Raw genomic sequence first — 21,345 nt, 5'->3', positions numbered from 1 at the left:
CACGCAGCCCTGTGGGGGAGCCGCACACCACCCCTGGCCGGCTATTTCCCGGTGTTCTCCTCGATCAGCTCGATGGCGCGCTTGTAAAGCCCTGTGCCGTCCATGCCTTTCTCGTCCATTTCGGCCACCCATTTTTCAATCGTCGGTGCCGAGGCTTCCTTCCAGCGGGCAACTTCTTCCGGTGGAAGGACAATCATCGTCGCCCCCTTCTCGATCGCTTCGTCGCGAGGTTTGGCATCGTCCCGCTGCATCTGGCCACCTGCGAATCCGGACAGTTCAAGACCGGAGTTCTTGTCGATGATCGCCTTCAGGTCGTCGGGCAGTCCGTCATAGGCCGCCCGGTTCATGCCCAGCACGAAGGTTGCCGTGTAAAGAGCATCGTCACCGAAATCCGTGTGGTTGCTGACGAGTTCGTTGATCTTGAGTGCGCCGGTCACCTCCCACGGCACCACGGTGGCATCGATAACGCCCTTGGACAGGGCTTCCGGAACCGCCGGCACAGGCATGCCGACAGGTGTTGCCCCGAGTGAACTGAACATGTCGTTGGTCACCCGCGTCGGCGCCCGCAGCTTCACGCCGTTCAGGTCGTCGAGCGAGTCGATCGGGTCCTTGGAGTGGATCAGCCCGGGTCCATGCACCCAGAGCCCCAGAACCTTCATGTCCTTGAAGTCCTGGTCCAGCATGGTTTCTTCCGCCAGTTGCCAGAAGGCACGCGACACGGCCTCGGCATTGGTCATGACGAAGGGCAGTTCGAAGACTTCCGTCCTTGGAAAGCGGCCGGGCGTATAGCCAGGCAAGGTCCAGACGATGTCGGCGATGCCGTCGATGGCCTGGTCGACCAGTTCCGGCGGCTTGCCGCCAAGCTGCATGGCGGGGAAATGCTGGAACTCGATCCGCCCGCCCGATTCTTCCTCGATCCTGGCCATCCACGGTTCAAGGATGTTCTTCGGTACACTGGCTTGCGCCGGCAGCATCTGGTGCAGCCGCAGCGTGACCTCCGCTGCCACGGCCTGGCCCGCCGTAAGGCTTAGCGAAAGCGCGGCTACGGCAACCGCTCCCGCGGTGAACGCACCTGCGGCCACCGATCTCATCATCCGGTACTTCGACATGGTTTCCTCCCTTGTTCGAAATCGTTTCCTCACGCCTGCTCGTCCGGCAGATGCACCACCAGTCCGTCGAGCGCACCGGTCAGCCTGATCTGGCAGGACAGGCGGGATGTTTCGCGCAAGTCTGCGGCTGCGCATTCCAGCATGATTTCCTCGCCGTCCGTGCGCGCGCCGGTCTTGTCGCTCCACGCCTCGTCCACGTAGCAATGGCAGGTGGCGCACATCATGGCCCCGCCGCATTCGGCAAAGATGCCATCGACCCCGTGGCTGACAGCCGTTTCCATGACGCTCGCCCCTTCGCTCGCATCTATGGTCTTCCGGCTGCCGTTCGGCTGGACGAAGGTGATCTGCACCATGCGGTTTTCCTTTCAGCCGGCTCTAACCCGGCCCGGTTGGTTTCTTTTTGTCAGCTCAGTTTGACGGGCAGGTTCAGGGGGCCACGGAAACCGAAACCGCTCCAGACAACGTCTTCGGGCTTGTCCAGCGTCATGCCGGAGAACCGTTCGAACAGCATCGGCAGCATGATCTCCCCGACAGTTCGCCGCGAGATATGGGCGCCGGCACAATGGTGCGGGCCGCTGCCGAAGGCCTGATGCGGCGCTTTCTTTCGAAAGACGTTGAAGGATTCGCCGTCCTCGTAGAGATCCTCGTCGCGATTGGCCGAGGCCTGGATGGTCATCAGCGTCACGCCTTCGGGAATGTCGATGCCGTCGATTTCCAGATCCCGCGTCGCCCGGCGAGACGACGCCTGGATCGGCGCGACCCAGCGGACACCTTCCTCGAATGCATCCGCCCAGGTGTCCTGCCGCTTCACTTCCTCAAGCTGGTCCGGATTTGTCAGCAGGCCATAGATGATGGTTGCCAGCGCATCGCGCGGCTCGTTGATGCCGCCACCGATGGCAATCTTGATGTTGGCGTAGATCTGGCTTCTGGGGATCGGGTCGCGGGCATTCAGCATGACGGAGAACGCGGAGTTGTTGGGCTCTGCCAGATGCCGGGCAATCAGGCTGTCGAACACGGCATCCATTTCGGCATTGGCCGCATCAGACCGGGCAAATGGTTCATCCGCGAAGCCGAAATTGCCGGCGCCGTCGATCAGCACCTGCGACCAGCGCTGCATGTCGGCGTCGCCGACTTCGTCGAGACCCAGGATGTGCGCGAGGATCCGTGCCGCCACCGGTCCGCACAGGTCGGTGAAAAGGTCGACCGTTTCGCCTCGTGGCAGCCGGTCGAGATACTCCGCGGCAATCTTGCGGTAGAGATCGGCCCAGTCTGTCTTGATGACCTTGGGCGAGAAAGCCGGCTGCATGGCCATGCGCTCGCGCCGGTGTTCCTCGCCGTCCTTGCGCATCAGCGTGTGGGCCAGAAAGGCGCGCCGCATCGGTGTGACAGGATCGTCCGAACTGTAAAGCTCGGGGTCGTCCTTCACCATCTTGGTGTGTTTCGCCTTGGTCAGAAAGATACGGTTTGCCGCCGGAACCTGAACGATCGGCGTTTCGGCCCGCATCCGCTTGTAGATCGGATAGGGGTCGCGCGTCAGGTCCGCAAGCGTCAGCGTTTCGTCGACAGGTGCGACCGCCATCTGCCTTCTCCTCCCAAATCCGGCACTGACGGCAGGTTAAGCGGGCAGAATAAAATCAAGCAATACGATTGACTTTATAGTTGTCATTGAATTTTTTGATTTTACAAATCGTGGCGAGTGTTCTTGCCGGATCCGGGGGGAATTTGCCGATGCCGGGCGATCCGTTGGAAGTCGATTTTCGGGCGCTGCAGGTCCTGGTCTGGGTGCACCAGCTCCGTTCGTTCACGCGTGCGGCGGAAGAACTCGGCGTCAATCAGTCAGCGGTCAGCTACACGATCAACAAGCTGCGGGACGTGTTTCAGGATCCGCTGTTCGTCCGCCAGGCTCGTCGGCTCCACCCGACACAACGCTGCGAAGATATCGTCCATCAGGCCAAACGGTTGACGGCCGAGTTCCGGCAACTGGTCGCTCCGCCGGATTTCGATCCGAAGACGGCGGCGCAGACCTTCACCATCGCCTGCAACTTCTATGAACGCGTGCTGATCATTCCGGAAATCGTTCATTTTCTGAAGCGCGAAGCGCCTAACCTGGACCTGGAGATCATCGATGCGTCGGGGATCGGTCACGAGCGACTGCTGCGCAATGAGGCGGATCTCCTGCTTGGTCCGTTCGAACGGTCGGACCCGCATTTCTACAGGCGCGACCTCTATCAGGATCGCTACGTCTGCCTGCTCGATCCGGAGCACCCGAAAGCCGGAGCGGCACTGAGCCTGGACGATTATCTGGATCTCGACCACGTGCTCGTCACCTACGGCGGCCAGTGGCGGTCGCGCTACATCATCGAGCTTGAGCGCATGAACAAGGACTTGAAAGTCGCCCTGCGCGTGCCGAGCCCGGCCGGGCTGGAGCGTCTGGTTGCCGGATCGAACCTCGTCGCCACGGTGCCGGAACGGCTGTCCAGATCAGTTGCGGATGGACTTCATGTGGTTCCCTGCCCGGTGGAAACGTCGGTGACAATCAGCCTCGTGTGGACCACGCTCAACCACCGCGCACCGCTGCACATGTGGGTGCGCGACATGGTCTACCGGCTGAACACACGCGCCCGGAAGGCGGATGATCCGTCTTCCGGGCTGGGTATCTCGCGGTAACAAGCTTTCAGCTGGTCTCCGTCACGCGGGGCTCGGCCCGACATAATGCGACGATGGCCGGATCAATTTGCCGGTTTCCTGCTGTTCCAGGACATGGGCGCACCAGCCCGGTGTCCGGCCGACGGCAAACAGCGGCGTGAACAGGGTCCGGTCGATGCCGATCGCGTCCAGCAGGACGGCGGTATAGAACTCCACGTTGGTTTCCAGCGGCCGGTCGGGCTTGGCAGTTTTCAGTGCGGCAAGCGCTGCCTGTTCGATCTCCTCCGCCAGACGCACTTTTGGGTTCTCAGGCCCAAGCAGGCGCAGCCCTGCCTTCAGGACGTCCGCGCGCGGATCCCTTGTCCTGTAGATCCGGTGACCGAATCCCATCAGCCGCTCCTTGCGTGCCAAGGCTTCGCCGATCCAGGCAGCTGCGTTTTCCGGACGGCCGATAGCATCGATCATGTCCAGCACAGGGCCCGGCGCGCCGCCATGCAGCGGCCCGCTGAGGGCGCCCATCGCACCAACAACGGCCTGTTTCAGGTTCGCCTGGGTCGAGCCGATCACGCGCGCCGTGAAGGTGGAAGCGTTCAGCCCGTGATCCAGGATTGTCACCAGATAGCGGTTGAGCGCGGCGGCATGGTCGGCAGGCGGCAGCGCGCCCGTCAGCATGCGCAGAAGATCGGTTGCGGTCTCCAGGGTGCTGTCCGGTGCGATCGGCGTCTGTCCCCTGGCAATCCGGTGCGACGCAGCCAGAAAGACGGGCAATGCGCCGCTGATCGCAATCGAGTCGGGCAGGCCGGTGGACATCGGCAAGGCAGCCAGGCCCAGCTGCATGCGTTCATAAACGCCGAGGCTGGAAGGCGCAGCTTCAAGAACCGGCATGACGGCAAAGGCGGCCCTCCGGGCTTCACCGAAAGCCTCACGCAGGGACGAGGCCTCAGGCATCTGGAAATCCTGCCACAGATGCCGGACGGCCTCCTCGAAGCTCAGCTTGCCGGCCAGATCTTCGATATGGCGGCCATAGAGGATGAGGACACCCTTTTGGCCGTCGACATGGCTGAGCATGGTGGTGGCGGCAACAACGCCCTCCAAACCGGCAATCGGGTCAGGCGTCATCCGGGCGGGGTTCGGCGCTTCGGTCATGGCTATCTCCTTTTCTTTCCCGGTCAGATAGAAAGAGAAGATTGCATTGATCAATGTTGATAATTAAAATCAATGTATGAGCAAGCCGATCTACCTGTCCGCCCGTGAAGCCGCCGCCGAACTTGGTGTTCAGCCGGCAACCCTCTACGCCTATGTCAGCCGGGGGCTGATCAATTCCGTTGCCGGCCCGGGCAAGCAGCGCCGCTACGACGCGGTGGATGTGCGCCGCATGAAAGGCCGCAAGGCTGCCGACGACTACTCCGGTGCGCGGCCCCTGACCGGCGACCCGGTGCTGGAAACAGAACTGACGCTGATTTCGGAAGCCGGTCCGGTCTATCGTGGCCGGCCCGCGGTCGATCTGGCGCAAACCTCCACGCTTGAAACGGTGGCCACCCTGCTCTGGGCGTCGCAGGAAGACCCGTTTGCCGAAAGCGCTCCATTGCCCCCGCCCAACCTGCCAGAGGGGCTTGCGCCGCTGGACAGGCTGATGGTCGCGCTTGCCGCCTGGCCGCTGCAGGACAAGGCGGCCTACACGCAGGCACCCAAGCTTCTGCAAGTGAAAGGCGCTGCCCTGCTGCGCTACGCGGTTGCAGCTCTCCTCAACGCAGATCCGGTCGACGTGCCGATCCACACGCAGATTGCCAACGCTTTCGGCGTGTCGTCTTCGGCGAAGAACGTGATCCGGGCGGCGCTGATCCTGTGTGCCGACCACGAGCTCAACACCAGTGCCTTCGCGACGCGCTGCGCTGCCTCCACCCGGGCGCCCCTCCACGCAGCCCTCATTTCCGGTCTGGGGGCTTTTGCCGGCCCGCGCCACGGTGCTGCATCCGACAGGACAACGGCATGGCTGTCCGATGTCGGGCCGGACACCGATATAGAGACCCTGCTTTCGGACCGGTTGAGCCGGGGCGAGCCCCTGCCCGGCTTCGGTCACACGATCTACCGCGGGCCGGATCCGCGCGCCGCATGCCTGCTCGACGTGCTTTACCGCAGCGAGCCCGCGCACCCCTTCGTCCAGCGTCTGCCGGGTTTGATTACGGTCGCGCGTGACCTGTTCGGTGAAGCGCCGAACATCGATCTTGCCCTGGCGGCCACACAAAAGACCTATGACCTGCCGAAGGACGCCGGAAAGATCATCTTCTGCGCTGCCCGCATGACCGGATGGATCGCTCATGCGCTGGAGCAATACGCGGCGCCGGAACAGATCCGCCCGCGGGCCGCCTATGTTGGCGAGCGTCCGGAATAAGCCTGGTCACATTTGCGGGATGCTTGTATCGGGGCGTCTTTGCGACTACTTGTAACGGGCACCTTCGAGGTGCGTCCCATGGAGATTGGATGTCAGAGATTGCGTGAGCAGGCTCTCTGAAGATCAGAGAGCCTTGAATACATGAACCGGTGCCTTGGCGGGCGCCCGATGACGTGTGTTTAAATCACGAGACAATCCAATGGTACGGAACTATTCCGACTTCTTTCCCGCACGCCCTAAAAACGATGGGCCGGACAAAAACACTTCACGACTTCTTTCACTTGGCTGGCAGCCCTATTTTGCACAACAGATCAGCTCCGACGAGCTGACGGCAACACCGCCCGTCCGTGTTGTCGAGGTCCATCGAAACGCGTTTCACGTGGTCGGCGAAGGGCTTGACGAAGCGATCCTGCCTGTCAGGAACGCCACGGTAGGCGACTGGTTGCTGCTGGACCGCGCTCATCCGCCGTCAAGCCGGGTGCTGGAGCGACAGAGCCTGCTCAAACGCCGTGCACCCGGAACCGATCGACAGATCCAGCTGATTGCAGCCAACATCGACACGGTGTTCGTGGTGTCTTCCTGCAATCAGGACTTCAATATTGCCCGGCTGGAGCGGTACATCGCCCTTGCGTTCGAAGCCGGTATCGATCCGGTGATCGTCCTGACCAAGTCGGATCTGGCGAGCGATCCGGAAAACTATGTCGATCAGGCTCGGACGATTTCGAACTCGGTTCCGGTCGTGACGCTGGACGCGCGTGGCGATGAGCCGGGCCTGAAACTCGCGGCCTGGTGCAAGCCGGGCAAAACAGTTGCTTTCCTTGGCTCTTCGGGCGTCGGCAAGTCGACGCTAACGAACGCGCTTTCAGGCACCGAGGACATAGCCACTCAGGCTATTCGCGAAGACGATGCCAAGGGCCGTCACACGACGACCCACCGGCAACTTCACGTGGTTCCAGGCGGTTGTCTGGTGCTGGATACACCGGGCATGCGTGAACTGCAGCTGACGGATGTGGCAGCCGGGATCGATGATCTGTTCTCGGATCTGAACGAGCTGGCATCCCGTTGCCGCTTCACTGACTGCCGGCACGAAACGGAGCCCGGTTGCGCCGTTCAGGCCGCGCTGGCGGACGGCACCCTGGAACCTGGCCGGCTGAACAGGTGGCGAAAGCTGAAGGCGGAAGAAGCCTTCAACTCTGCAAGTCTGGCGGAGCGCAGGTCCAAGGACCGGGCATTCGGCAAGATGGTCCGAAGCGTCATGAAGCAGAAGAAGCAGAAAACCTGGGGCCTGGAGTAGCGGGTCTGGAAGGCCAAGGCTTACGTAGCTGCTGACATCCGGGGCCGGGCTCTGCCCGGCCCCGGATCAATGCTTTCCAGCGCACCCGGAGTTGGCAAGCAGCTTGGTCACAGTGTCAGCCGCATGTGGACGATCCGCTTGTCGCCGCGCTGTTCCTGATGGGTTTCCGCGAAACCCGCACGCTGGTACCAGGCCCGGTTTTCGGTCATGAGTACGTTAGTATAGAGCCGGATTTCGCTCAGCCCGAAGTCCGCTGCGCGCCGCCGCGCCCAGTCGAGCAGCTGCCTGCCACGGCCCTTGCCCTGCTCTTCCGGATCAACGGCAATGCTTTCGATCAGGAGATGGTCCGGATGCCGGATCAGAACAAGGCTGGCGGCAAGAGAGGTGCCGGAGCGGAGCACCCAGACGTCGTCCCGCCGGATATGCGCGGCATAATCGGCGGTCATTGGCACGGGGACAGCGTTGATGACCGGGATATAATGCGCATAGGCCCGCCGCGCGAGTTCGGTCATCGCGACTGCATCACCCAGGTTCGCCTGGTCAAGGCCTTCGGAAACCTGTGAGGCGTCCATTACGGATCAGGGCCTTGTTTTCATGAAGGATTCAAAATCGGGAATTCCTTCCGGCATGGTTTCGGTCCTGTCGAAACAGCCGAACGTGCCACCGTCTTTCATGTCTTCGGCAGCAGCAATGAAGGCCCGGTAGGCAAGCCGTGCCAGACCTGCCCCGATGGAGACACGCGTAACGCCCATGTCGCCCAGTTCCTTGCGGGTCAGGTGGAAGTTCTTGCGCCCGGCCAGGACGTTCATCGGCGCTTTCACGGCGGCCAGAACGGCGGCAATCTGTTCCTTGTCCTTCAGCTCCGGTGCATAGACGCAATCGGCACCCGCCTCTGCAAAGGCGTTAAGGCGCTTGATCGTCTCGTCAAGTTCATGCTGCGTCTGGACGGGCCCTTCACTGCGGGCAGTCAGGACGAAATCCGGAGCCAGCCGGTTCTTGGCATCCACCGCCGCCTTGATCCGCTCCACCGCCAGCTCCAGATCGTAGTAGGGATGTTTCGGATCGGTCGTGTAATCCTCGATGGAGCAGCCGGCGAGGCCAACCTCGATCGCCCCCTTGACCGTTGCCACCACATCGTCCGGGCTGTCGCCGAACCCGTTCTCCAGGTCACCGTTCACCGGCACGCTGGTCGCGGCAATGATGTCAGCGGCATGTCCGAGCGCATCGTCGCGCGTGATCAGCCCTTCGGCATCCTTCACGCCTTGCGTCCAGGCATATCCGGCGCTGGACGTGGCCATCGCGTCAAACCGCAACCCGTCGAGGATGCGGGCTGTGCCGATATCGAAGGGATTCGGCATCAGGAAAGCACGCCCTTTTTCGTGAAGAGCTTTGAAGGCGGCACGGCGTTTGGCTGCGGTCGGCATGGCCGGATCTCCCTTGAGGTGTATTTCGCAAAGATTACCGTTAAAGTTTAAATCGGCAATGCGATCCCTTTATGATGGGTGCGATGTTGCTCAGGTAAGATCCAGTTTAGCCAGAATCGGGGCGCCAGTTTGGAAAAACCGTGATTCCAGCGAAACGCCTTGTCTTTGCGTTCGCAGCGCCGTTTGATGGTGAAAGCGCCAGCAGGCAGATCCAGGGAGGTTGCCATGCCGGAAGATCCCACGACACTTTCAGATTTCAACGACCCGATAACAACGGTTGACCAGCTCGAAGCCCATGCCGGAACCGCGCCCGAAAAGGTGAGGGTAAAGGAGATCAAGGCACTGGACGACCTTTGCAGGCAGTTCATTGCACGATCTCCCTTCTGCCTGATCGCGACGGTCGATCCGGAGGGCGTGATCGATGTGAGTCCCAAGGGGGACCCGGCCGGTTTTGTCACCGTCTTGAGCGACACAGTGCTGGCGATCCCCGACCGCCCCGGTAACCGCCGCCTCGACAGCTACCACAACCTGCTGAAGGACCCGCGCGTCGGACTTATTTTCCTGATCCCGGGCAAGGGCGAGACCTTGAGGGTGTCGGGCAGAGCCCGCATCGTCCGGGATGCCTGGTTGCTGGAGCGGATGCAGGTGGAGGGCAAACAGCCGGCGATGGCGCTGGCAGTGGAGATCACCCGGGCATTCATGCATTGCCCGAAGGCCATGGTCCGCTCGAAGATCTGGCAACCGGAAAGCTGGCGTAACGCTGATGACCTGGGCGACATCGGCGATGCGATGATCCGGCATGGCAAGCTGAAACAGACCCCGGAGGCGCTTCTGGAAGAAGCCACCTCCGAAGGCTTGCTCAGGCTTTATTGATCAGGTCCATGCGGTGCGTGAAACCCTTGCCGCGTAGCAGCCGCGGCGAGCAAAATGCAGGTGAATGTAGTCGACTTGCGGATTGTCGAAGAACGTCCGGATGACACCTTCCAGCTCACGGCCTTCAACGACTTCCGCGTCGATCATCTCGTGGGCCCGGTTGAAGGCTCGTGCCGACAGCAGGCGCTTTGCCACGACTTCCGGGATCGTGTCCGGGGCCGGATGGTTTTCCTTCGCGCCATCGGCGACAAAGATCGCATGCTGGGAGCGGTAGGGCGTTTCGCCTGGTTGATGCTCGAAATTGAGCAGGTAAACCCGGGTACCCGGGGCTGCATCGGCAAGTGACACACGGCAGGGAAACGCGCCGTCCGAAATGTGCACCTGAATGCCCTTCTGCGCGAGTTCCGTGTCACTCAGGCTGCTCAAATGTGCAAACTCGGTGGCGGGAAGAGGCTCGATCTGAAACATGGTGTTGTCTCCTCAATGGTTGTGAGAAGACCCTAGGCGGCTCAAAACGCCCAAACGACCCGATTTGCGAGCGGGAAAATATTTTCCCGCTGCCGGTCTTTCAGGCCGGGTTTTTGACACCTGCCCGGCGTGCCATACCCAGGGAAACCGGCGCGGTTTCTTCAAAGCCGAATTGGGCATAAAGCGCATTGGCCGGAACATCGGCGATCAGGCTGACATAGGTCGAGGGCGGGAATGCGCTTTCGATATGGGCAGTCAGGGCTGCCATGATGCGCTTGCCAAGGCCCTGCCCCTGGTAGGCGGGCAAAACCGCGATATCCGTTACCTGGACAAAACAGCCGCCGTCACCGATGAGACGCCCCATGCCGATCGCTTCATCACCGTCATATAGCATCACGCAAAACAGGCTGTTCTTCAGCCCGATTTCCGCAGCGTCCCTGCCGTAGCCGCTCAGCCCGGAATCGACCCGCAGGCGCAAATAGGTATCGATGTCGGGGACCTGGGTCTTCAGCGAGATTGTCATGCAGTGTCCTGGAATCGGCTGCAACAAGGAGGGAACGCGACCCTAGCCGATCGCACTGGCGCTGGCCATCGGAATAGACATGCTCAAGCCGGACAAGGGGCAGTTGACCCCAGGCACACTGCTTTGCATTGAAGGCTCAAGACAAACGACATCTTGCGTTCCTGCAGTGTTCTAACCGATAACGGCAGGTGGCTGAGAAAATTCGGCCGCGTACCGGAACGAGAAGACTGAGCAGACGTGGATTTTTTCAATCTCCAGCCCGGGGAATGGCAGGCCCTTCTCTTGACCCTCAAGGTCGCTTCTGCCGCCCTCGCTGTCGCGCTGCCGCTTGCCGTTCTGATGGCCTTCGTACTTGCCCGCTACCGGTTCACCGGCCACGGCGCCGTCAATGCTCTTGTGCATCTGCCGCTCGTCTTGCCACCGGTGGTCACGGGCTACGTGCTGCTGCTGACCTTTGGCCGCAAGGGTCCGGTCGGATCGTTTCTGGACAGTGTCTTCGGTGTCACCTTCGCCTTCAATTGGACCGGTGCAGCGCTTGCTGCCGGTGTGATGGCTTTTCCGTTGATGGTCAGGCCAATCCGTATTTCCTTCGAAGCCGTGGACCCGAAACTGGAAGAAGCGGCCAAGTCTCTTGGTGCCCATCGCCTGACCGCCTTTCTGACGGTCACCCTGCCTCTTGCCCTGCCGGGAATTCTCGGTGGCGCGATCCTGGGCTTTGCAAAGGCCATGGGCGAATTCGGTGCCACCATAACCTTCGTCTCCAACATTCCCGGGGAGACAAGAACCCTGTCTCTGGCGCTCTATACCGCCACCCAGACCCCTGGTGGAGAACTGGCTGCCTTCCGCCTGACGCTGATTGCGGCCTTTGTCGCCTTTGCGGCGCTGATCGCCTCGGAAGCACTGGCGCGCCGATTGCGCGCGCGCATGGGGGGTGGTCATGCTTGATGTCGACATCACCGGCCGTGTCGGTCAACTTGATCTTGAAGCCCGGTTCAACAGCCGGGGCGGGGTGACATCGCTTTTCGGCCAGTCGGGCGCCGGCAAGACAACGCTCACCAACATGATCGCCGGGCTGATCAAGCCGCTCAGCGGACATATCACCGTCAACGGCACGACCCTTTTCGACGCGAACAAGAGTATCAACCTCTCGGTTCAGGCACGCAGGATCGGTCACGTCTTTCAGGACGCCCGGCTGTTTCCGCATCTCAGCGTTGCCTCGAACCTCACCTATGCGCGCTGGGCGGGCCGCAGGCCTGGGACCCGGGACATGGCCGAAGTGGTCGATCTGTTGGGGTTGGCTGGGCTCCTGGAGCGAAAGCCCGGAACTCTTTCTGGCGGCGAGAGGCAACGGGTGGCCATCGGGCGGGCGCTTCTGTCGGACCCGCGGCTCCTGATCATGGACGAGCCGCTGGCCAATCTCGATCAGGCGCGGCGAAACGACATTCTTCCGTATCTGGACCGTCTGTGCGTGGAAGCGGGAATCCCGATCCTCTATGTCAGCCATTCCATCGAGGAGGTGGCGCGCCTGTCCAACACGCTCGTGATCCTGTCGGATGGACGCACGCCCGCCTTTGGACCGGTGGCCGACATGCTCGCGCGGACCGATCTGGGCCGGGCAACCGGCCGTCACGAGGCCAGCGCGCTGCTGGAAGGTACCGTCACCAGATGTGACCCGGACTGGGGCCTGACCGATGTCGATATCGGCGGAGCCACACTGCAGATACCGGATATGGCAGCCGTGCCGGGCGATGCGGTGCGCCTGCGCATCCGGGCCAGGGACGTTGCCCTGGCAGTCAAACCGCCGGAGGGCCTGTCCATCCGCAATGCCTTCGCGGCGACAATCCGCAGTATTTCAAGTGAAAGCGGTCCCTATGCGGAAATCCTTTGCTCCGTCAGCGGACAGGTGCTGCGTGCCCGCATCACCCGCGCGTCCGTTGCCGACCTTGATCTCCACACAGGCAAGGACGTCACGGTTCTGATCAAGAGCGTTGCCATTGACCGGCGCCAGCGTGCACCGGCCCTGTCGGACACGGCTACCGGGGAGGAATTCGCTGGATAAGGCTCCCGCTTCACGCGGCGCGCGGCTTGTTTATACTGACGCGATGTTGCGCAAGACCAAGCGCCGGACCTGGCGCAGGCTGAAGATCGGTATCGGAGCGGCGGCGATCCTGTCGACGGTTGCACTGATGTGGCTGACCGGGCTTGCCAGCTTGCGGATCACGCTTGCGGAGGTGGAAACCGGTGCGCGGGCCAATCTTGCGGTTCAGACAGCCGTTCTCGAAAGACTTCTCGACAAGTTCCGCCTGCTGTCGCCGCTGTTGGCACGCGGTCCGGATATCGGTCAGTTGCTGATGAGCACAGGCAGGTCTGGAGACCCCGGCATCGCCGCGATCGCTGCCGGCATGTCGGGCGCGGAAGAGATCTGGCTGATGGACAGGCAAGGCAATGTCGTGGTCTCCAGCCAGGATGGTGTGCCGACGGGCTCCTTCGGCGGGGCGGAACGCATCGGACATGCCTTCGAACAGGCCCTACAGGGCCAGCTCGGTCGGCAGCTCATTCCCGGTACGCCAGAGGCCGCATCGAACTATGTCTTCGCCTCGCCCTTGCGTCGGGGCAGCTCCATCGTCGGTGTGATTGCCGTCCGGGTCAGTCTGGAAGACGTCGAGCAAGCCTGGGCACTCAGCAAGGAACCGCTGGTCGCGCTGGATGGCAGTGGCCGGATTGTGGTCACCAACGTTCCCGCATGGCGCGGCAAGCGGATGGACGAGCTTTCTGTCGGCCGGGATATCGCCGACATGTCGGTGGCGGAGCGCATCGAGGTCCTGCTGCCGGCAACGCCGTCTCCCTACTATTACCTGCAATTGACGGAGAACTTGGCCGTTCTCGGTTGGCAGGTCAGAACGCTTGTGACGATCGAGGATGCCCGCCAGCGATCCGGCTGGGCCATGCTGGTCGCGCTTCTGGTCTGTGTGATCGCCGCCGGAGGTATCGCCATCCTGATCGTCAGGCGGGAAGAATTCGTGCGCCAGGAACGGCGCAACCGGGCGAGCGCACTGCGCCTGGAGCGCCGTGTGCAATCACGGACTGCGGATCTTCGCCGCACCAACGTCCTTCTGGAACAGGAAGTGCGCGAGCGCGAACAGGCTGAAGCCGATTTGCGTCTGGCCCAGGCCGAACTCGTGCAGGCAGCCAAGCTCGCAACGCTCGGCCGGATGTCTGCGGCTCTCAGTCACGAGTACAACCAGCCACTGGCAGCTATCCGTTCCGATGCCGAAGTGGCAGGCATGCTGATCGAGCGGGGGCGTGCGGACGAGGCCCTCGGCAATCTCTCGCGGATCGAAGGCATGGTCAGCCGCATGGCCGAAATCGCCAAGACGCTGAAAGGCTTCACGCGCAAGTCGGGCACCGACATCAAGCCGGTGTCCCTGCGCCAGGTGATCGACGAGGCAACGTTGCTGCTGCAGCCACATATCAAGCAGAGCAAGGTGCGTCTCGATCTGGCACTGCCAACGGAGGATATCATCGTCAAGGGCGGGCGCATCCGCCTGGAGCAGGTGGTCATCAATCTCCTGTCCAACGCACTGGATGCCGTCAGCGGCAACGCCGCATCGCTTGCCATGCCCGAAGTGCGGCTGGAACTGAGGCAGGAAGGCAGCGAAGCGGTTCTGACCGTCAGTGACAACGGCACAGGCATCGATGCCGATGTGCTGCCACAGATCTTCGACCCGTTTTTCACCACCAAGGATGTCGGCGCCGGGCTCGGGCTGGGCTTGTCGATTGCCTACAAGATCGTTCATGACTTTTCCGGATCGCTGAAGGCGGCGAATCGCGACGGTGGCGGTGCGGTGTTCACCATGCGCCTGCCGGTGGCCGATGAGCATGTCCTTGCAGCGGAATGAAATGAGATAGGCGTTAATGGATCAGGCGACCGTCCTACTGATAGACGATGAAGCGGACCTGCGCGGCTCCTTGAGCCAGGGGCTGGAGTTGTCCGGCCAGGCGGTGTTTGCAACCGGCGAACCGGAAGAAGCCCTGGAACGGGTCAACCGCGGGTTCTACGGCGTGCTTGTTACAGATATTCGCATGCCCGGGACGGACGGGTTCCAGGTCATGAAGCGGGCCTTCGAGATCGATCCCGCCCTGCCCGTGGTGCTGATCACCGGCCATGGCGATGTGCCACTGGCGGTCGAGGCCATGCGCGCCGGTGCCTATGATTTCATGGAAAAGCCCTTTTCCGTTTCGCGCCTTGCCTCCGTGGTGGAACGCGCGCTCGACAAGCGCCGGCTGGTGCTGGAAAACCGAAAGCTGCGCGAGGAACTGGCAGACCGAACGGGCCTGGAAAGCCGTCTCGTGGGGCGCACCGCCGCCATGGAACTGCTTCGCCGCAATGTCACGGCCCTGGCGGCAACCGATGCCGATGTGCTGATCCTGGGGGAGACCGGCTCCGGCAAGGAGGTGGTCGCCCGGGCACTGCATGACGAAGGACCCCGCAAGGAAAAGCCTTTCGTCGCCCTCAATTGCGGGGCGCTTCCTGCCGAAATCATCGAATCTGAACTCTTCGGCCACGAGAAGGGCGCCTTTACCGGTGCCAGTGGACAGCGCATCGGCAAGCTGGAACATGCCCATGGGGGCACCGTGTTTCTGGACGAAATCGAATCCATGCCGCTGGAACTGCAGGTCAAGCTGCTGCGCGTGATCGAGACCCGGACAATCGAACGGCTCGGCTCCAACAAGGCGATCGAACTGGATGTGCGCTTCATTGCGGCCACCAAGGAAGACCTTGAGGCTGCCGGCAAGGAAGGCCGATTTCGGCTGGACCTGTTCTACCGGCTCAATGTCGTCAACGTTGCCATTCCACCGTTGCGCGACCGGCTGGAGGATATCCCCCTCCTGTTCCGGCATCTGGCGGTGGAAGCCCGGGCACGCTACCGGCGCGAGATCCCGGACATCAACGAGGAATACCTCGCCGAGCTGATGGCGCGGGACTGGCCGGGCAACGTCCGCGAGTTGCGCAATGTCGCCGACCGTTTCGTGCTCGGTGTCGAGCTGGTCAACGCGCCCAGCAGCGGGGCCGGATCCACCTTGTTCGAACAGGTCGCGACATATGAACGGGCGTTGATCGTCGCCGAACTCAAGCGCAACGACGGTGCCATCAAGCCCACTTACGAGAACCTTGGGCTCTCGCGAAAGGCGCTCTATGAGAAGATGCGCAAATACGGTCTCGGCAAGGACGAAGCGCTTTCCGTCTGACAATGACCTGATTTCCTTGCCGTCCCGGCTCGCTGGGCGGGTCGGCAAAACGAATGGCCGAAAAAAGTTTCGGGCCGGTGTCACAAATCGCTGCCCCCGGTCGTCAACCCTGTGTCACACCCTGAAACCTGAATGGAAGACACGCCAATGACGACCTCTAATGCCATCAATCACTACGAAAATGTCCCCGATATCGTGAAGCGTTTCGTCGCTGCCAGCGGTGAGATCGGCAAGGCAGGGCTGGAGCCGAAACTGCGGCATCTCATCGATCTGCGTGCCTCGCAGATCAACCAGTGTGCCTATTGCGTGAAGATGCACACCCAGGAAGCACTTGACGCGGGCGAGACCCAGGAGCGTTTGCAGCGCTTGACGGTCTGGCGGCACGTTGATGACTACACGCCGGCGGAGAAGGCGGCCTTTGCCTGGACGGAAGCCTTGACCAGTCTTCAGGTCGATACGAACTATGAGGCGTTGCGCGGTGAACTGCGCCGCCACTTCGATGACGCCGAGATCAGTGCTATCACCGCCGCGGTCGCGATGATCAATCTGTGGAACCGGGTACAGGTATCGAACCACTGACATGAGTGACGCTCCAGGCATCGATGTTTTCGAGACGGTACGCCCGAAGCTGATGGGGCTGGCCTATCGCATGCTCGGCTCCATGGCAGATGCCGAGGATGCGGTGCAGGACACATACCTGAAGTGGCAATCCACGGATCGTGCCGGCATCCTGAATCCGGAAGCATTCCTCACCACGGTCTGCACCAATTGCTGCCTGGACACTCTCAAGGCCGCTCACAGGAAACGGGTCGACTATGTCGGCCCGTGGATCCCCGAACCGCTTCAGTTCGAAAGTGGCTCGGACCCGGAGACCGACCTGGACAGGGCACAATCCCTGACGACAGCGTTCCTCCTGCTGCTGGAGCGCCTCAGCCCGAAGGAGCGCGCCGCCTACCTGCTGCGCGAAATCTTCGCAAAGCCCTATGACGAAGTTGCCGAAACTCTGGGGGTTACCGAACAGGCCTGCCGCCAGTTGGTGTCCCGCGCAAGCAGACATGTGCAGGGTCCGACCTCCCGTTTTGTTCCTCCGGCCGATCATCAGGACCGGATCCTGTCTGCTTTTCTCACCGCGATTGAAACAGGATCCACGGACCACCTGACGGGCCTTCTCGCCGAAACAGTACAACTCCAGTCCGATGGTGGCGGCAAAGCAACGGCCATGAGCCGGATCCTGGAAGGCGCGGACGAGGTCGCTCGCTACGCAGTTCTTATTCTTGGCCGCCTCTGGGAGCCCTGCCAGATCAAGATACTGGATCTGAACGGAACGCGTGGCCTCGTCATGTTCTACGGCGACGAGATCGTGACAGCCGTGATGTTCGCCTATGACGCCGATGGGCGGTTGGAGCGTATCTACAACATGCGCAATCCGGACAAGCTGGCACGCCTGAAGGTCAAGCTGCGCCACGACCGGTCTTCAGGCGCTATCTGGCACTGATAATTCGGCGCTTTACGGCTTAAAATATGATGTAGCAGGCCGGAAATGTGTCGGTTTCGACACATCCGGTTTCATGCCATGTGTCTGACTCGACCCATAAACGAAAGTCTCTCCCGACCAGGTTCATTTGAAACTTTTTGTTAACCTGCAGAAATCGGCGCTTTTTGTTGCTCTTCCGGCACTTGGCACGGACTTTGCCAATAGGGTGCCGACCAGCCACCACGCTGTCCGGCCCGAATGGCCGTCATACTGAAATGTCTGGGAGGACATCCGATGAAAAAATTCGCTCTCGCCGCAGCTACCGCGGCGTCTCTGGCCCTGTCTGCGAACGCTTATGCGGCTGACGATTGCAATGACGGTGAAATCGTCATCAAGTTCAGCCATGTGGTTGCCGCAACCGGCCACCCGAAAGGCGACGCTGCCACGCTGCTGGCGGAACGCGTCAACGACGAGATGAACGGCAAGGCCTGCATGCAGGTGTTCCCGAACTCTCAGCTGTTCGACGACGACAAGGTAATGGAAGCCCTTCTGCTCGGCGATGTTCAGCTTGCTGCGCCGTCGCTTTCCAAGTTCGAAGCCTACACGCTGAAGTTCCGCCTGTTCGACCTGCCGTTCCTGTTCCAGGATCTGGACGCCGTCGAGCGTTTCACCACCGGTGAAAACGGCAAGGAACTCCTGAACTCCATGACCGACTACGGTTTCCAGGGCCTCGGCTACTGGAGCTCCGGCCTGAAGCAGTTCTCCGCCAACAAGCCGCTGCTGGTTCCGGACGACGCAAAAGGCCTGAAGTTCCGCGTGCAGACCTCTGACGTGGCTGTTGCCATGATCGAAGCCATGGGCGCCAATGCTCAGAAGCTGGCCTTCAAGGAAGTCTACGGCGCACTGCAGACCGGTGTTGTGGACGGTCAGGAAAACTCCTGGTCCAACATCTACACCCAGAAGTTCTTCGAAGTGCAGGATGGCATCACCGAAACCAACCACCAGCTGCTTGCTTACCTGCTCGTCACTTCCGACGAGTGGCTGGACAGCCTGGACCCGGAAGTTCGTGACCAGTTCCTGACCATCGTGGAAGAAGTCACTGCAACCGCAAACGGTAACGTGGCAGCTGCTGAAGCCAAGAACCGCCAGAACGTTCTGGATGCCGGTTCCACCATTCGTGAACTGACGCCGGAACAGCGCAAGGCATGGGTTGGCGCCATGAAGCCGGTTTGGGACAAGTTTGAAGGCGATATCGGTAAGGACCTGATCGACTCCGCCGTCGCTTCCAACAACGCCAGCTAAGGCTGACCTGAAACAACTCCTGGAAGGGCCGGATCGTCCGGCCCTTCTGCCAAGGTCCCGCGGCCGCACGCGCAACCATGCCGGCGGACACGCTGATAACCAAGAGGCCAATTCGGGGGAAACGCATGCAACGCGTCGACAATTGGGTCACGCGCTTCGAGGAAGGTGTACTCGCCTTTCTCCTGGCCGCCATGACCATCGTATCCTTCACCCAGGTGGTGGCGCGATACGGCTTTAATTCCGGCTGGACTGGTGCCCTGGAATTCACACGTATCCTGTTCGCCTGGCTGATCCTGTTCGGCATGAGCTATGGCGTCAAAATCGGCTCGCATCTGGGCGTCGATGCGGTCATCCGCCTGTTTCCCAAGCCGGTGTTCCGGGCTGTTGCCGTATTCGGTGCACTCTGCGGCGTTGTTTATGCGCTGACGCTGCTCTGGTCGGAATGGCTGCACATCTTCGGTCTCGATACCAGAGGTGGCGCGATCGACTATTGGTCCAAGATGTACAAGATCGGCATCGGTCTCGACGACCTGCGCTATCCCGACGCGATCATTGAAACCTTCGGCACGAAAGAGCGCGTTCAGCGCTGGATCGCTTATCTGATCCTGCCCATCGGCCTGTTCCTGTTCATGTTCCGCTGCATTCAGGCGGCCTGGCAGATCATTACCGGCGAGCGCGAAATGATGATCGCCGCGCATGAGGCGGAAGACCTCGTCGCTGAAAACAAAGACGTCTTGAAGGACTGAGGCCGGGGCAATGGAAGCAGCAATTCTCTTCATTCTCGTCCTCGGCTTCTTGTTCCTGGGCGTTCCGATCTCCATTTCGCTCGGCTTGTCCAGCGTTCTGGCGATTGCCATCTTCTCCAACGATTCAATCTCGTCGGTGGCTTTGCAGCTGTTCACGGCGTCGCAGAACTACACGCTCCTGGCCATTCCCTTCTTCATTCTGGCCTCGGCCTTCATGTCGACGGGCGGCGTTGCCAAGCGCATCATCCGCTTCTCGATCGCGTCCGTCGGTGCGATCCGGGGTGGGTTGGCGATCGCGGGCGTCTTTGCCTGCATGCTGTTCGCCGCGCTGTCAGGCTCCTCGCCCGCAACCGTCGTTGCCATCGGTACCATCGCCATCGCCGGCATGCGGCAGGCAGGCTACACGAAAGAGTTTGCCGCGGGTGTCATCGCCAACGCCGGCACGCTCGGCATCCTGATCCCGCCTTCCATCGTCATGGTGGTCTATGCGGCTGCAACCAACGTTTCCGTTGGCCGCATGTTCCTTGCCGGTGTGGTTCCAGGGCTGATCGCCGGTCTGATGCTGATGATCGCCATCTATGTCATGGCACGCGTCAAGAACCTGCCGGCCCAGCCGTGGCCAGGCTTCAAGGAAATCTGGCATGCCATGATGGAAGCAGCCGTCGGCCTGTTCCTGATGGTCATCATCCTGGGCGGCATCTACGGCGGTATCTTCACCCCGACCGAAGCTGCGGCAGTGGCAGCCGTTTATGCCTGTCTGGTGGCACTCTTCGTCTATCGCGACATGGGCCCGCTCAGTGGCATTCGCTGGGTGCAGGAACAGGACGGCCCTCTGGGACTGGCCGGTTTCAAGACCATCACCTACGGGTTTGCCGCAATGTTCGCCTGGTCGAGCATCGCCGGCATGGTCACGGACAGACAGGGTTTCTACGGCATCGACAGTGCCATTGTCCTGCTGGCTGCGCTGATTGGCTATCCGCTTCTGCGTGGCCGTGTCAGCCCTGCGGAGCTGCCGTCCATCTATGGTATCGGCGCAAAGATCTGGGGTCGGAATATCGGACTGATCGTCTGGAAGTTTCTTCCGGCCATGTTCCACAAGGACACCAAGAAGGTGATGGTGGACGCGGCGAAGACGACCATCATGCTGATGTTCATCATCGTCAACGCCCTCCTGTTTGCCCACGTGCTGACATCGGAGCGGATTCCGCAAGCAATCACCGACTGGATGGTCGGAGCCGGTTTCAACTGGTTCACCTTCCTGATCGCGGTCAACCTGCTGCTGCTGCTTGGTGGTCAGTTCATGGAACCGTCGGGCCTGCTTCTGATCGTGGCGCCGGTGGTCTTCCCGATCGGCATGGAACTTGGCGTCGATCCGGTTCACCTCGGCATCATCATGGTCGTGAACATGGAAATCGGCATGATCACGCCGCCAATCGGGCTCAATCTGTTCGTCACATCGGGGATAACAGGGATGAGTCTGGTGCAGGTGGTCAAGGCGGCAGCGCCGTTCGTGCTCATCCTGCTCCTGTTCCTCATCCTCGTCACCTACGTCCCGGCCCTGTCCACCTGGCTGCCCTACAGCCTGATGGGACCGGAAATCATCACAAACCGGTAACGACCCGGACCATCCAGAAACTCGAACGGCGGGCCTTGCCCGCCGTTTTTTTGTTTGCCGTGCCCGGGAGGGAACCTTCACGTCCTTCACCGGGCCTCATTCCCGCCACCTCATCCTGAGGAAGGCCAAAGGCCTGTCTCGAAGGATGGGCGGCACACTCCGAAACAAGCGGCCCATCCTTCGAGACGCCCGGCTGTACCGGGCTCCTCAGGATGAGGCTGATGGGAAT

At 61.3% G+C, this 21,345-nt stretch carries 22 protein-coding genes; 13 read left to right on the top strand and 9 right to left on the bottom strand.

Going from position 1 to position 21,345, the window contains the following annotated elements; genetic code table 11:
• Nucleotides 1–41: 41 nt before the first annotated feature.
• From B0E33_RS11715 to B0E33_RS11705, 3 genes are read right to left on the bottom strand one after another with little or no spacing between them, the layout of a single operon-like run.
• Nucleotides 42–1,109, bottom strand: coding sequence for a TRAP transporter substrate-binding protein (locus tag B0E33_RS11715; protein ID WP_228148085.1), 1,068 nt, complete (start codon nt 1,107–1,109; stop codon nt 42–44).
• 29 nt (nt 1,110–1,138) lie between these two features.
• Nucleotides 1,139–1,462 (bottom strand): 2Fe-2S iron-sulfur cluster-binding protein, encoded by a 324-nt coding sequence (locus tag B0E33_RS11710; RefSeq protein ID WP_062485787.1) that lies wholly within the window; start codon nt 1,460–1,462, stop codon nt 1,139–1,141.
• A gap of 50 nt (nt 1,463–1,512) precedes the next feature.
• Nucleotides 1,513–2,688 carry a cytochrome P450 gene (locus B0E33_RS11705; RefSeq protein ID WP_077291314.1) on the bottom strand — a complete coding sequence of 392 codons (1,176 nt, stop codon included), beginning with the start codon at nt 2,686–2,688 and terminating at the stop codon, nt 1,513–1,515.
• Nucleotides 2,689–2,837: 149 nt separating this feature from the next.
• Between B0E33_RS11705 and B0E33_RS11700 the strand changes: the two genes are divergently transcribed.
• A complete protein-coding gene (locus B0E33_RS11700; RefSeq protein WP_077291313.1) occupies nt 2,838–3,776 on the top strand; it encodes a LysR family transcriptional regulator in 939 nt (312 codons plus the stop codon).
• Nucleotides 3,777–3,797: 21 nt separating this feature from the next.
• On the opposite strand, the gene B0E33_RS11695 is transcribed toward B0E33_RS11700, so the two are convergent.
• On the bottom strand, nt 3,798–4,901 hold the full coding sequence (locus B0E33_RS11695) for a citrate synthase/methylcitrate synthase (protein ID WP_077293245.1): 1,104 nt from the start codon (nt 4,899–4,901) through the stop codon (nt 3,798–3,800).
• Between the two features lie 76 nt (nt 4,902–4,977).
• On the opposite strand from B0E33_RS11695, the gene B0E33_RS11690 reads away from it, so the two are divergent.
• Nucleotides 4,978–6,147, top strand: a complete 1,170-nt coding sequence (locus B0E33_RS11690; RefSeq protein WP_075284145.1) for a citrate/2-methylcitrate synthase — start codon at nt 4,978–4,980, stop codon at nt 6,145–6,147.
• A gap of 199 nt (nt 6,148–6,346) precedes the next feature.
• Nucleotides 6,347–7,441 carry a ribosome small subunit-dependent GTPase A gene (rsgA, locus tag B0E33_RS11685; RefSeq protein ID WP_077291312.1) on the top strand — a complete coding sequence of 365 codons (1,095 nt, stop codon included), beginning with the start codon at nt 6,347–6,349 and terminating at the stop codon, nt 7,439–7,441.
• A gap of 107 nt (nt 7,442–7,548) precedes the next feature.
• Here the strand turns inward: rsgA and B0E33_RS11680 are convergent, their stop codons facing one another.
• The 3 genes from B0E33_RS11680 to B0E33_RS31110 are packed head-to-tail and all read right to left on the bottom strand — an operon-like array spanning nt 7,549 to nt 9,092.
• Nucleotides 7,549–8,013, bottom strand: a complete 465-nt coding sequence (locus B0E33_RS11680; RefSeq protein WP_077291311.1) for a GNAT family N-acetyltransferase — start codon at nt 8,011–8,013, stop codon at nt 7,549–7,551.
• Between the two features lie 6 nt (nt 8,014–8,019).
• Nucleotides 8,020–8,865, bottom strand: a complete 846-nt coding sequence (locus B0E33_RS11675) for an isocitrate lyase/PEP mutase family protein (protein ID WP_075284142.1) — start codon at nt 8,863–8,865, stop codon at nt 8,020–8,022.
• 47 nt (nt 8,866–8,912) lie between these two features.
• Nucleotides 8,913–9,092 (bottom strand): hypothetical protein, encoded by a 180-nt coding sequence (locus B0E33_RS31110; protein WP_162493103.1) that lies wholly within the window; start codon nt 9,090–9,092, stop codon nt 8,913–8,915.
• On the opposite strand from B0E33_RS31110, the gene B0E33_RS11670 reads away from it, so the two are divergent.
• A complete protein-coding gene (locus B0E33_RS11670; RefSeq protein WP_208997801.1) occupies nt 9,091–9,738 on the top strand; it encodes a pyridoxamine 5'-phosphate oxidase family protein in 648 nt (215 codons plus the stop codon). The two genes, B0E33_RS31110 and B0E33_RS11670, sit on opposite strands and share 2 nt — an antisense overlap.
• On the opposite strand, the gene B0E33_RS11665 is transcribed toward B0E33_RS11670, so the two are convergent.
• Both B0E33_RS11665 and B0E33_RS11660 read right to left on the bottom strand, forming a co-directional pair.
• Nucleotides 9,739–10,206: a DUF1203 domain-containing protein gene (locus B0E33_RS11665; protein ID WP_077291310.1), complete on the bottom strand. Its 468-nt coding sequence runs from the start codon at nt 10,204–10,206 to the stop codon at nt 9,739–9,741.
• A gap of 100 nt (nt 10,207–10,306) precedes the next feature.
• The gene (locus tag B0E33_RS11660) at nt 10,307–10,729 is read right to left on the bottom strand and encodes a GNAT family N-acetyltransferase (protein ID WP_023002317.1); all 423 of its coding nucleotides are present in this window, start codon (nt 10,727–10,729) and stop codon (nt 10,307–10,309) included.
• Nucleotides 10,730–10,966: 237 nt separating this feature from the next.
• Between B0E33_RS11660 and modB the strand changes: the two genes are divergently transcribed.
• The 9 genes from modB (at nt 10,967) to B0E33_RS11615 (ending at nt 21,116) form a co-directional block, all read left to right on the top strand.
• Entirely contained in the window at nt 10,967–11,674 is a 708-nt protein-coding gene (gene modB / locus B0E33_RS11655; RefSeq protein ID WP_055660401.1) for a molybdate ABC transporter permease subunit, read from the top strand.
• Complete coding sequence (gene modC, locus B0E33_RS11650) at nt 11,667–12,788, top strand: molybdenum ABC transporter ATP-binding protein (protein WP_077293241.1); 1,122 nt, start codon at nt 11,667–11,669, stop codon at nt 12,786–12,788. The genes modB and modC overlap by 8 nt, the downstream gene beginning before the upstream one ends.
• A 43-nt stretch (nt 12,789–12,831) precedes the next feature.
• Nucleotides 12,832–14,628: a sensor histidine kinase gene (locus B0E33_RS11645; protein WP_023002314.1), complete on the top strand. Its 1,797-nt coding sequence runs from the start codon at nt 12,832–12,834 to the stop codon at nt 14,626–14,628.
• Between the two features lie 16 nt (nt 14,629–14,644).
• On the top strand, nt 14,645–15,979 hold the full coding sequence (locus B0E33_RS11640) for a sigma-54-dependent transcriptional regulator (protein WP_023002313.1): 1,335 nt from the start codon (nt 14,645–14,647) through the stop codon (nt 15,977–15,979).
• Nucleotides 15,980–16,126: 147 nt separating this feature from the next.
• Nucleotides 16,127–16,558, top strand: a complete 432-nt coding sequence (locus B0E33_RS11635; protein ID WP_031269919.1) for a carboxymuconolactone decarboxylase family protein — start codon at nt 16,127–16,129, stop codon at nt 16,556–16,558.
• A gap of 1 nt (nt 16,559) precedes the next feature.
• On the top strand, nt 16,560–17,474 hold the full coding sequence (gene sigJ / locus B0E33_RS11630; protein ID WP_077291309.1) for an RNA polymerase sigma factor SigJ: 915 nt from the start codon (nt 16,560–16,562) through the stop codon (nt 17,472–17,474).
• Between the two features lie 273 nt (nt 17,475–17,747).
• Nucleotides 17,748–18,755 carry a DctP family TRAP transporter solute-binding subunit gene (locus tag B0E33_RS11625; protein WP_075284138.1) on the top strand — a complete coding sequence of 336 codons (1,008 nt, stop codon included), beginning with the start codon at nt 17,748–17,750 and terminating at the stop codon, nt 18,753–18,755.
• A 125-nt stretch (nt 18,756–18,880) separates the two neighbouring features.
• Nucleotides 18,881–19,501 carry a TRAP transporter small permease gene (locus B0E33_RS11620; protein WP_023002309.1) on the top strand — a complete coding sequence of 207 codons (621 nt, stop codon included), beginning with the start codon at nt 18,881–18,883 and terminating at the stop codon, nt 19,499–19,501.
• Nucleotides 19,502–19,511: 10 nt separating this feature from the next.
• On the top strand, nt 19,512–21,116 hold the full coding sequence (locus B0E33_RS11615; protein WP_023002308.1) for a TRAP transporter large permease: 1,605 nt from the start codon (nt 19,512–19,514) through the stop codon (nt 21,114–21,116).
• The last annotated feature ends 229 nt before the right edge of the window (nt 21,117–21,345 follow it).

This window comes from Roseibium algicola (genome assembly GCF_001999245.1).
GTDB lineage: Bacteria > Pseudomonadota > Alphaproteobacteria > Rhizobiales > Stappiaceae > Roseibium > Roseibium algicola.
This window is presented reverse-complemented; position numbering and strand designations above follow the sequence as displayed.

Bases quoted from the DNA above. Each gene is read 5' to 3' on its own strand.
- B0E33_RS11660 (WP_023002317.1), bottom strand. From the start codon at position 10,729: ATGACAATCTCGCTGAAGACCCAGGTCCCCGACATCGATACCTATTTG.
- B0E33_RS11675 (WP_075284142.1), bottom strand. From the start codon at position 8,865: ATGCCGACCGCAGCCAAACGCCGTGCCGCCTTCAAAGCTCTTCACGAA.
- sigJ (WP_077291309.1), top strand. From the start codon at position 16,560: ATGAGTGACGCTCCAGGCATCGATGTTTTCGAGACGGTACGCCCGAAG.
- B0E33_RS11615 (WP_023002308.1), top strand. From the start codon at position 19,512: ATGGAAGCAGCAATTCTCTTCATTCTCGTCCTCGGCTTCTTGTTCCTG.
- B0E33_RS11705 (WP_077291314.1), bottom strand. From the start codon at position 2,688: ATGGCGGTCGCACCTGTCGACGAAACGCTGACGCTTGCGGACCTGACG.
- B0E33_RS11690 (WP_075284145.1), top strand. From the start codon at position 4,978: ATGAGCAAGCCGATCTACCTGTCCGCCCGTGAAGCCGCCGCCGAACTT.
- B0E33_RS11665 (WP_077291310.1), bottom strand. From the start codon at position 10,206: ATGTTTCAGATCGAGCCTCTTCCCGCCACCGAGTTTGCACATTTGAGC.
- B0E33_RS11635 (WP_031269919.1), top strand. From the start codon at position 16,127: ATGACGACCTCTAATGCCATCAATCACTACGAAAATGTCCCCGATATC.
- B0E33_RS11680 (WP_077291311.1), bottom strand. From the start codon at position 8,013: ATGGACGCCTCACAGGTTTCCGAAGGCCTTGACCAGGCGAACCTGGGT.
- B0E33_RS11640 (WP_023002313.1), top strand. From the start codon at position 14,645: ATGGATCAGGCGACCGTCCTACTGATAGACGATGAAGCGGACCTGCGC.
- modC (WP_077293241.1), top strand. From the start codon at position 11,667: ATGCTTGATGTCGACATCACCGGCCGTGTCGGTCAACTTGATCTTGAA.
- B0E33_RS11715 (WP_228148085.1), bottom strand. From the start codon at position 1,109: ATGTCGAAGTACCGGATGATGAGATCGGTGGCCGCAGGTGCGTTCACC.
- B0E33_RS11695 (WP_077293245.1), bottom strand. From the start codon at position 4,901: ATGACCGAAGCGCCGAACCCCGCCCGGATGACGCCTGACCCGATTGCC.
- B0E33_RS11670 (WP_208997801.1), top strand. From the start codon at position 9,091: ATGCCGGAAGATCCCACGACACTTTCAGATTTCAACGACCCGATAACA.
- rsgA (WP_077291312.1), top strand. From the start codon at position 6,347: ATGGTACGGAACTATTCCGACTTCTTTCCCGCACGCCCTAAAAACGAT.
- B0E33_RS11710 (WP_062485787.1), bottom strand. From the start codon at position 1,462: ATGGTGCAGATCACCTTCGTCCAGCCGAACGGCAGCCGGAAGACCATA.
- B0E33_RS11625 (WP_075284138.1), top strand. From the start codon at position 17,748: ATGAAAAAATTCGCTCTCGCCGCAGCTACCGCGGCGTCTCTGGCCCTG.
- B0E33_RS11700 (WP_077291313.1), top strand. From the start codon at position 2,838: ATGCCGGGCGATCCGTTGGAAGTCGATTTTCGGGCGCTGCAGGTCCTG.
- B0E33_RS11620 (WP_023002309.1), top strand. From the start codon at position 18,881: ATGCAACGCGTCGACAATTGGGTCACGCGCTTCGAGGAAGGTGTACTC.
- B0E33_RS11645 (WP_023002314.1), top strand. From the start codon at position 12,832: ATGTTGCGCAAGACCAAGCGCCGGACCTGGCGCAGGCTGAAGATCGGT.
- B0E33_RS31110 (WP_162493103.1), bottom strand. From the start codon at position 9,092: ATGGCAACCTCCCTGGATCTGCCTGCTGGCGCTTTCACCATCAAACGG.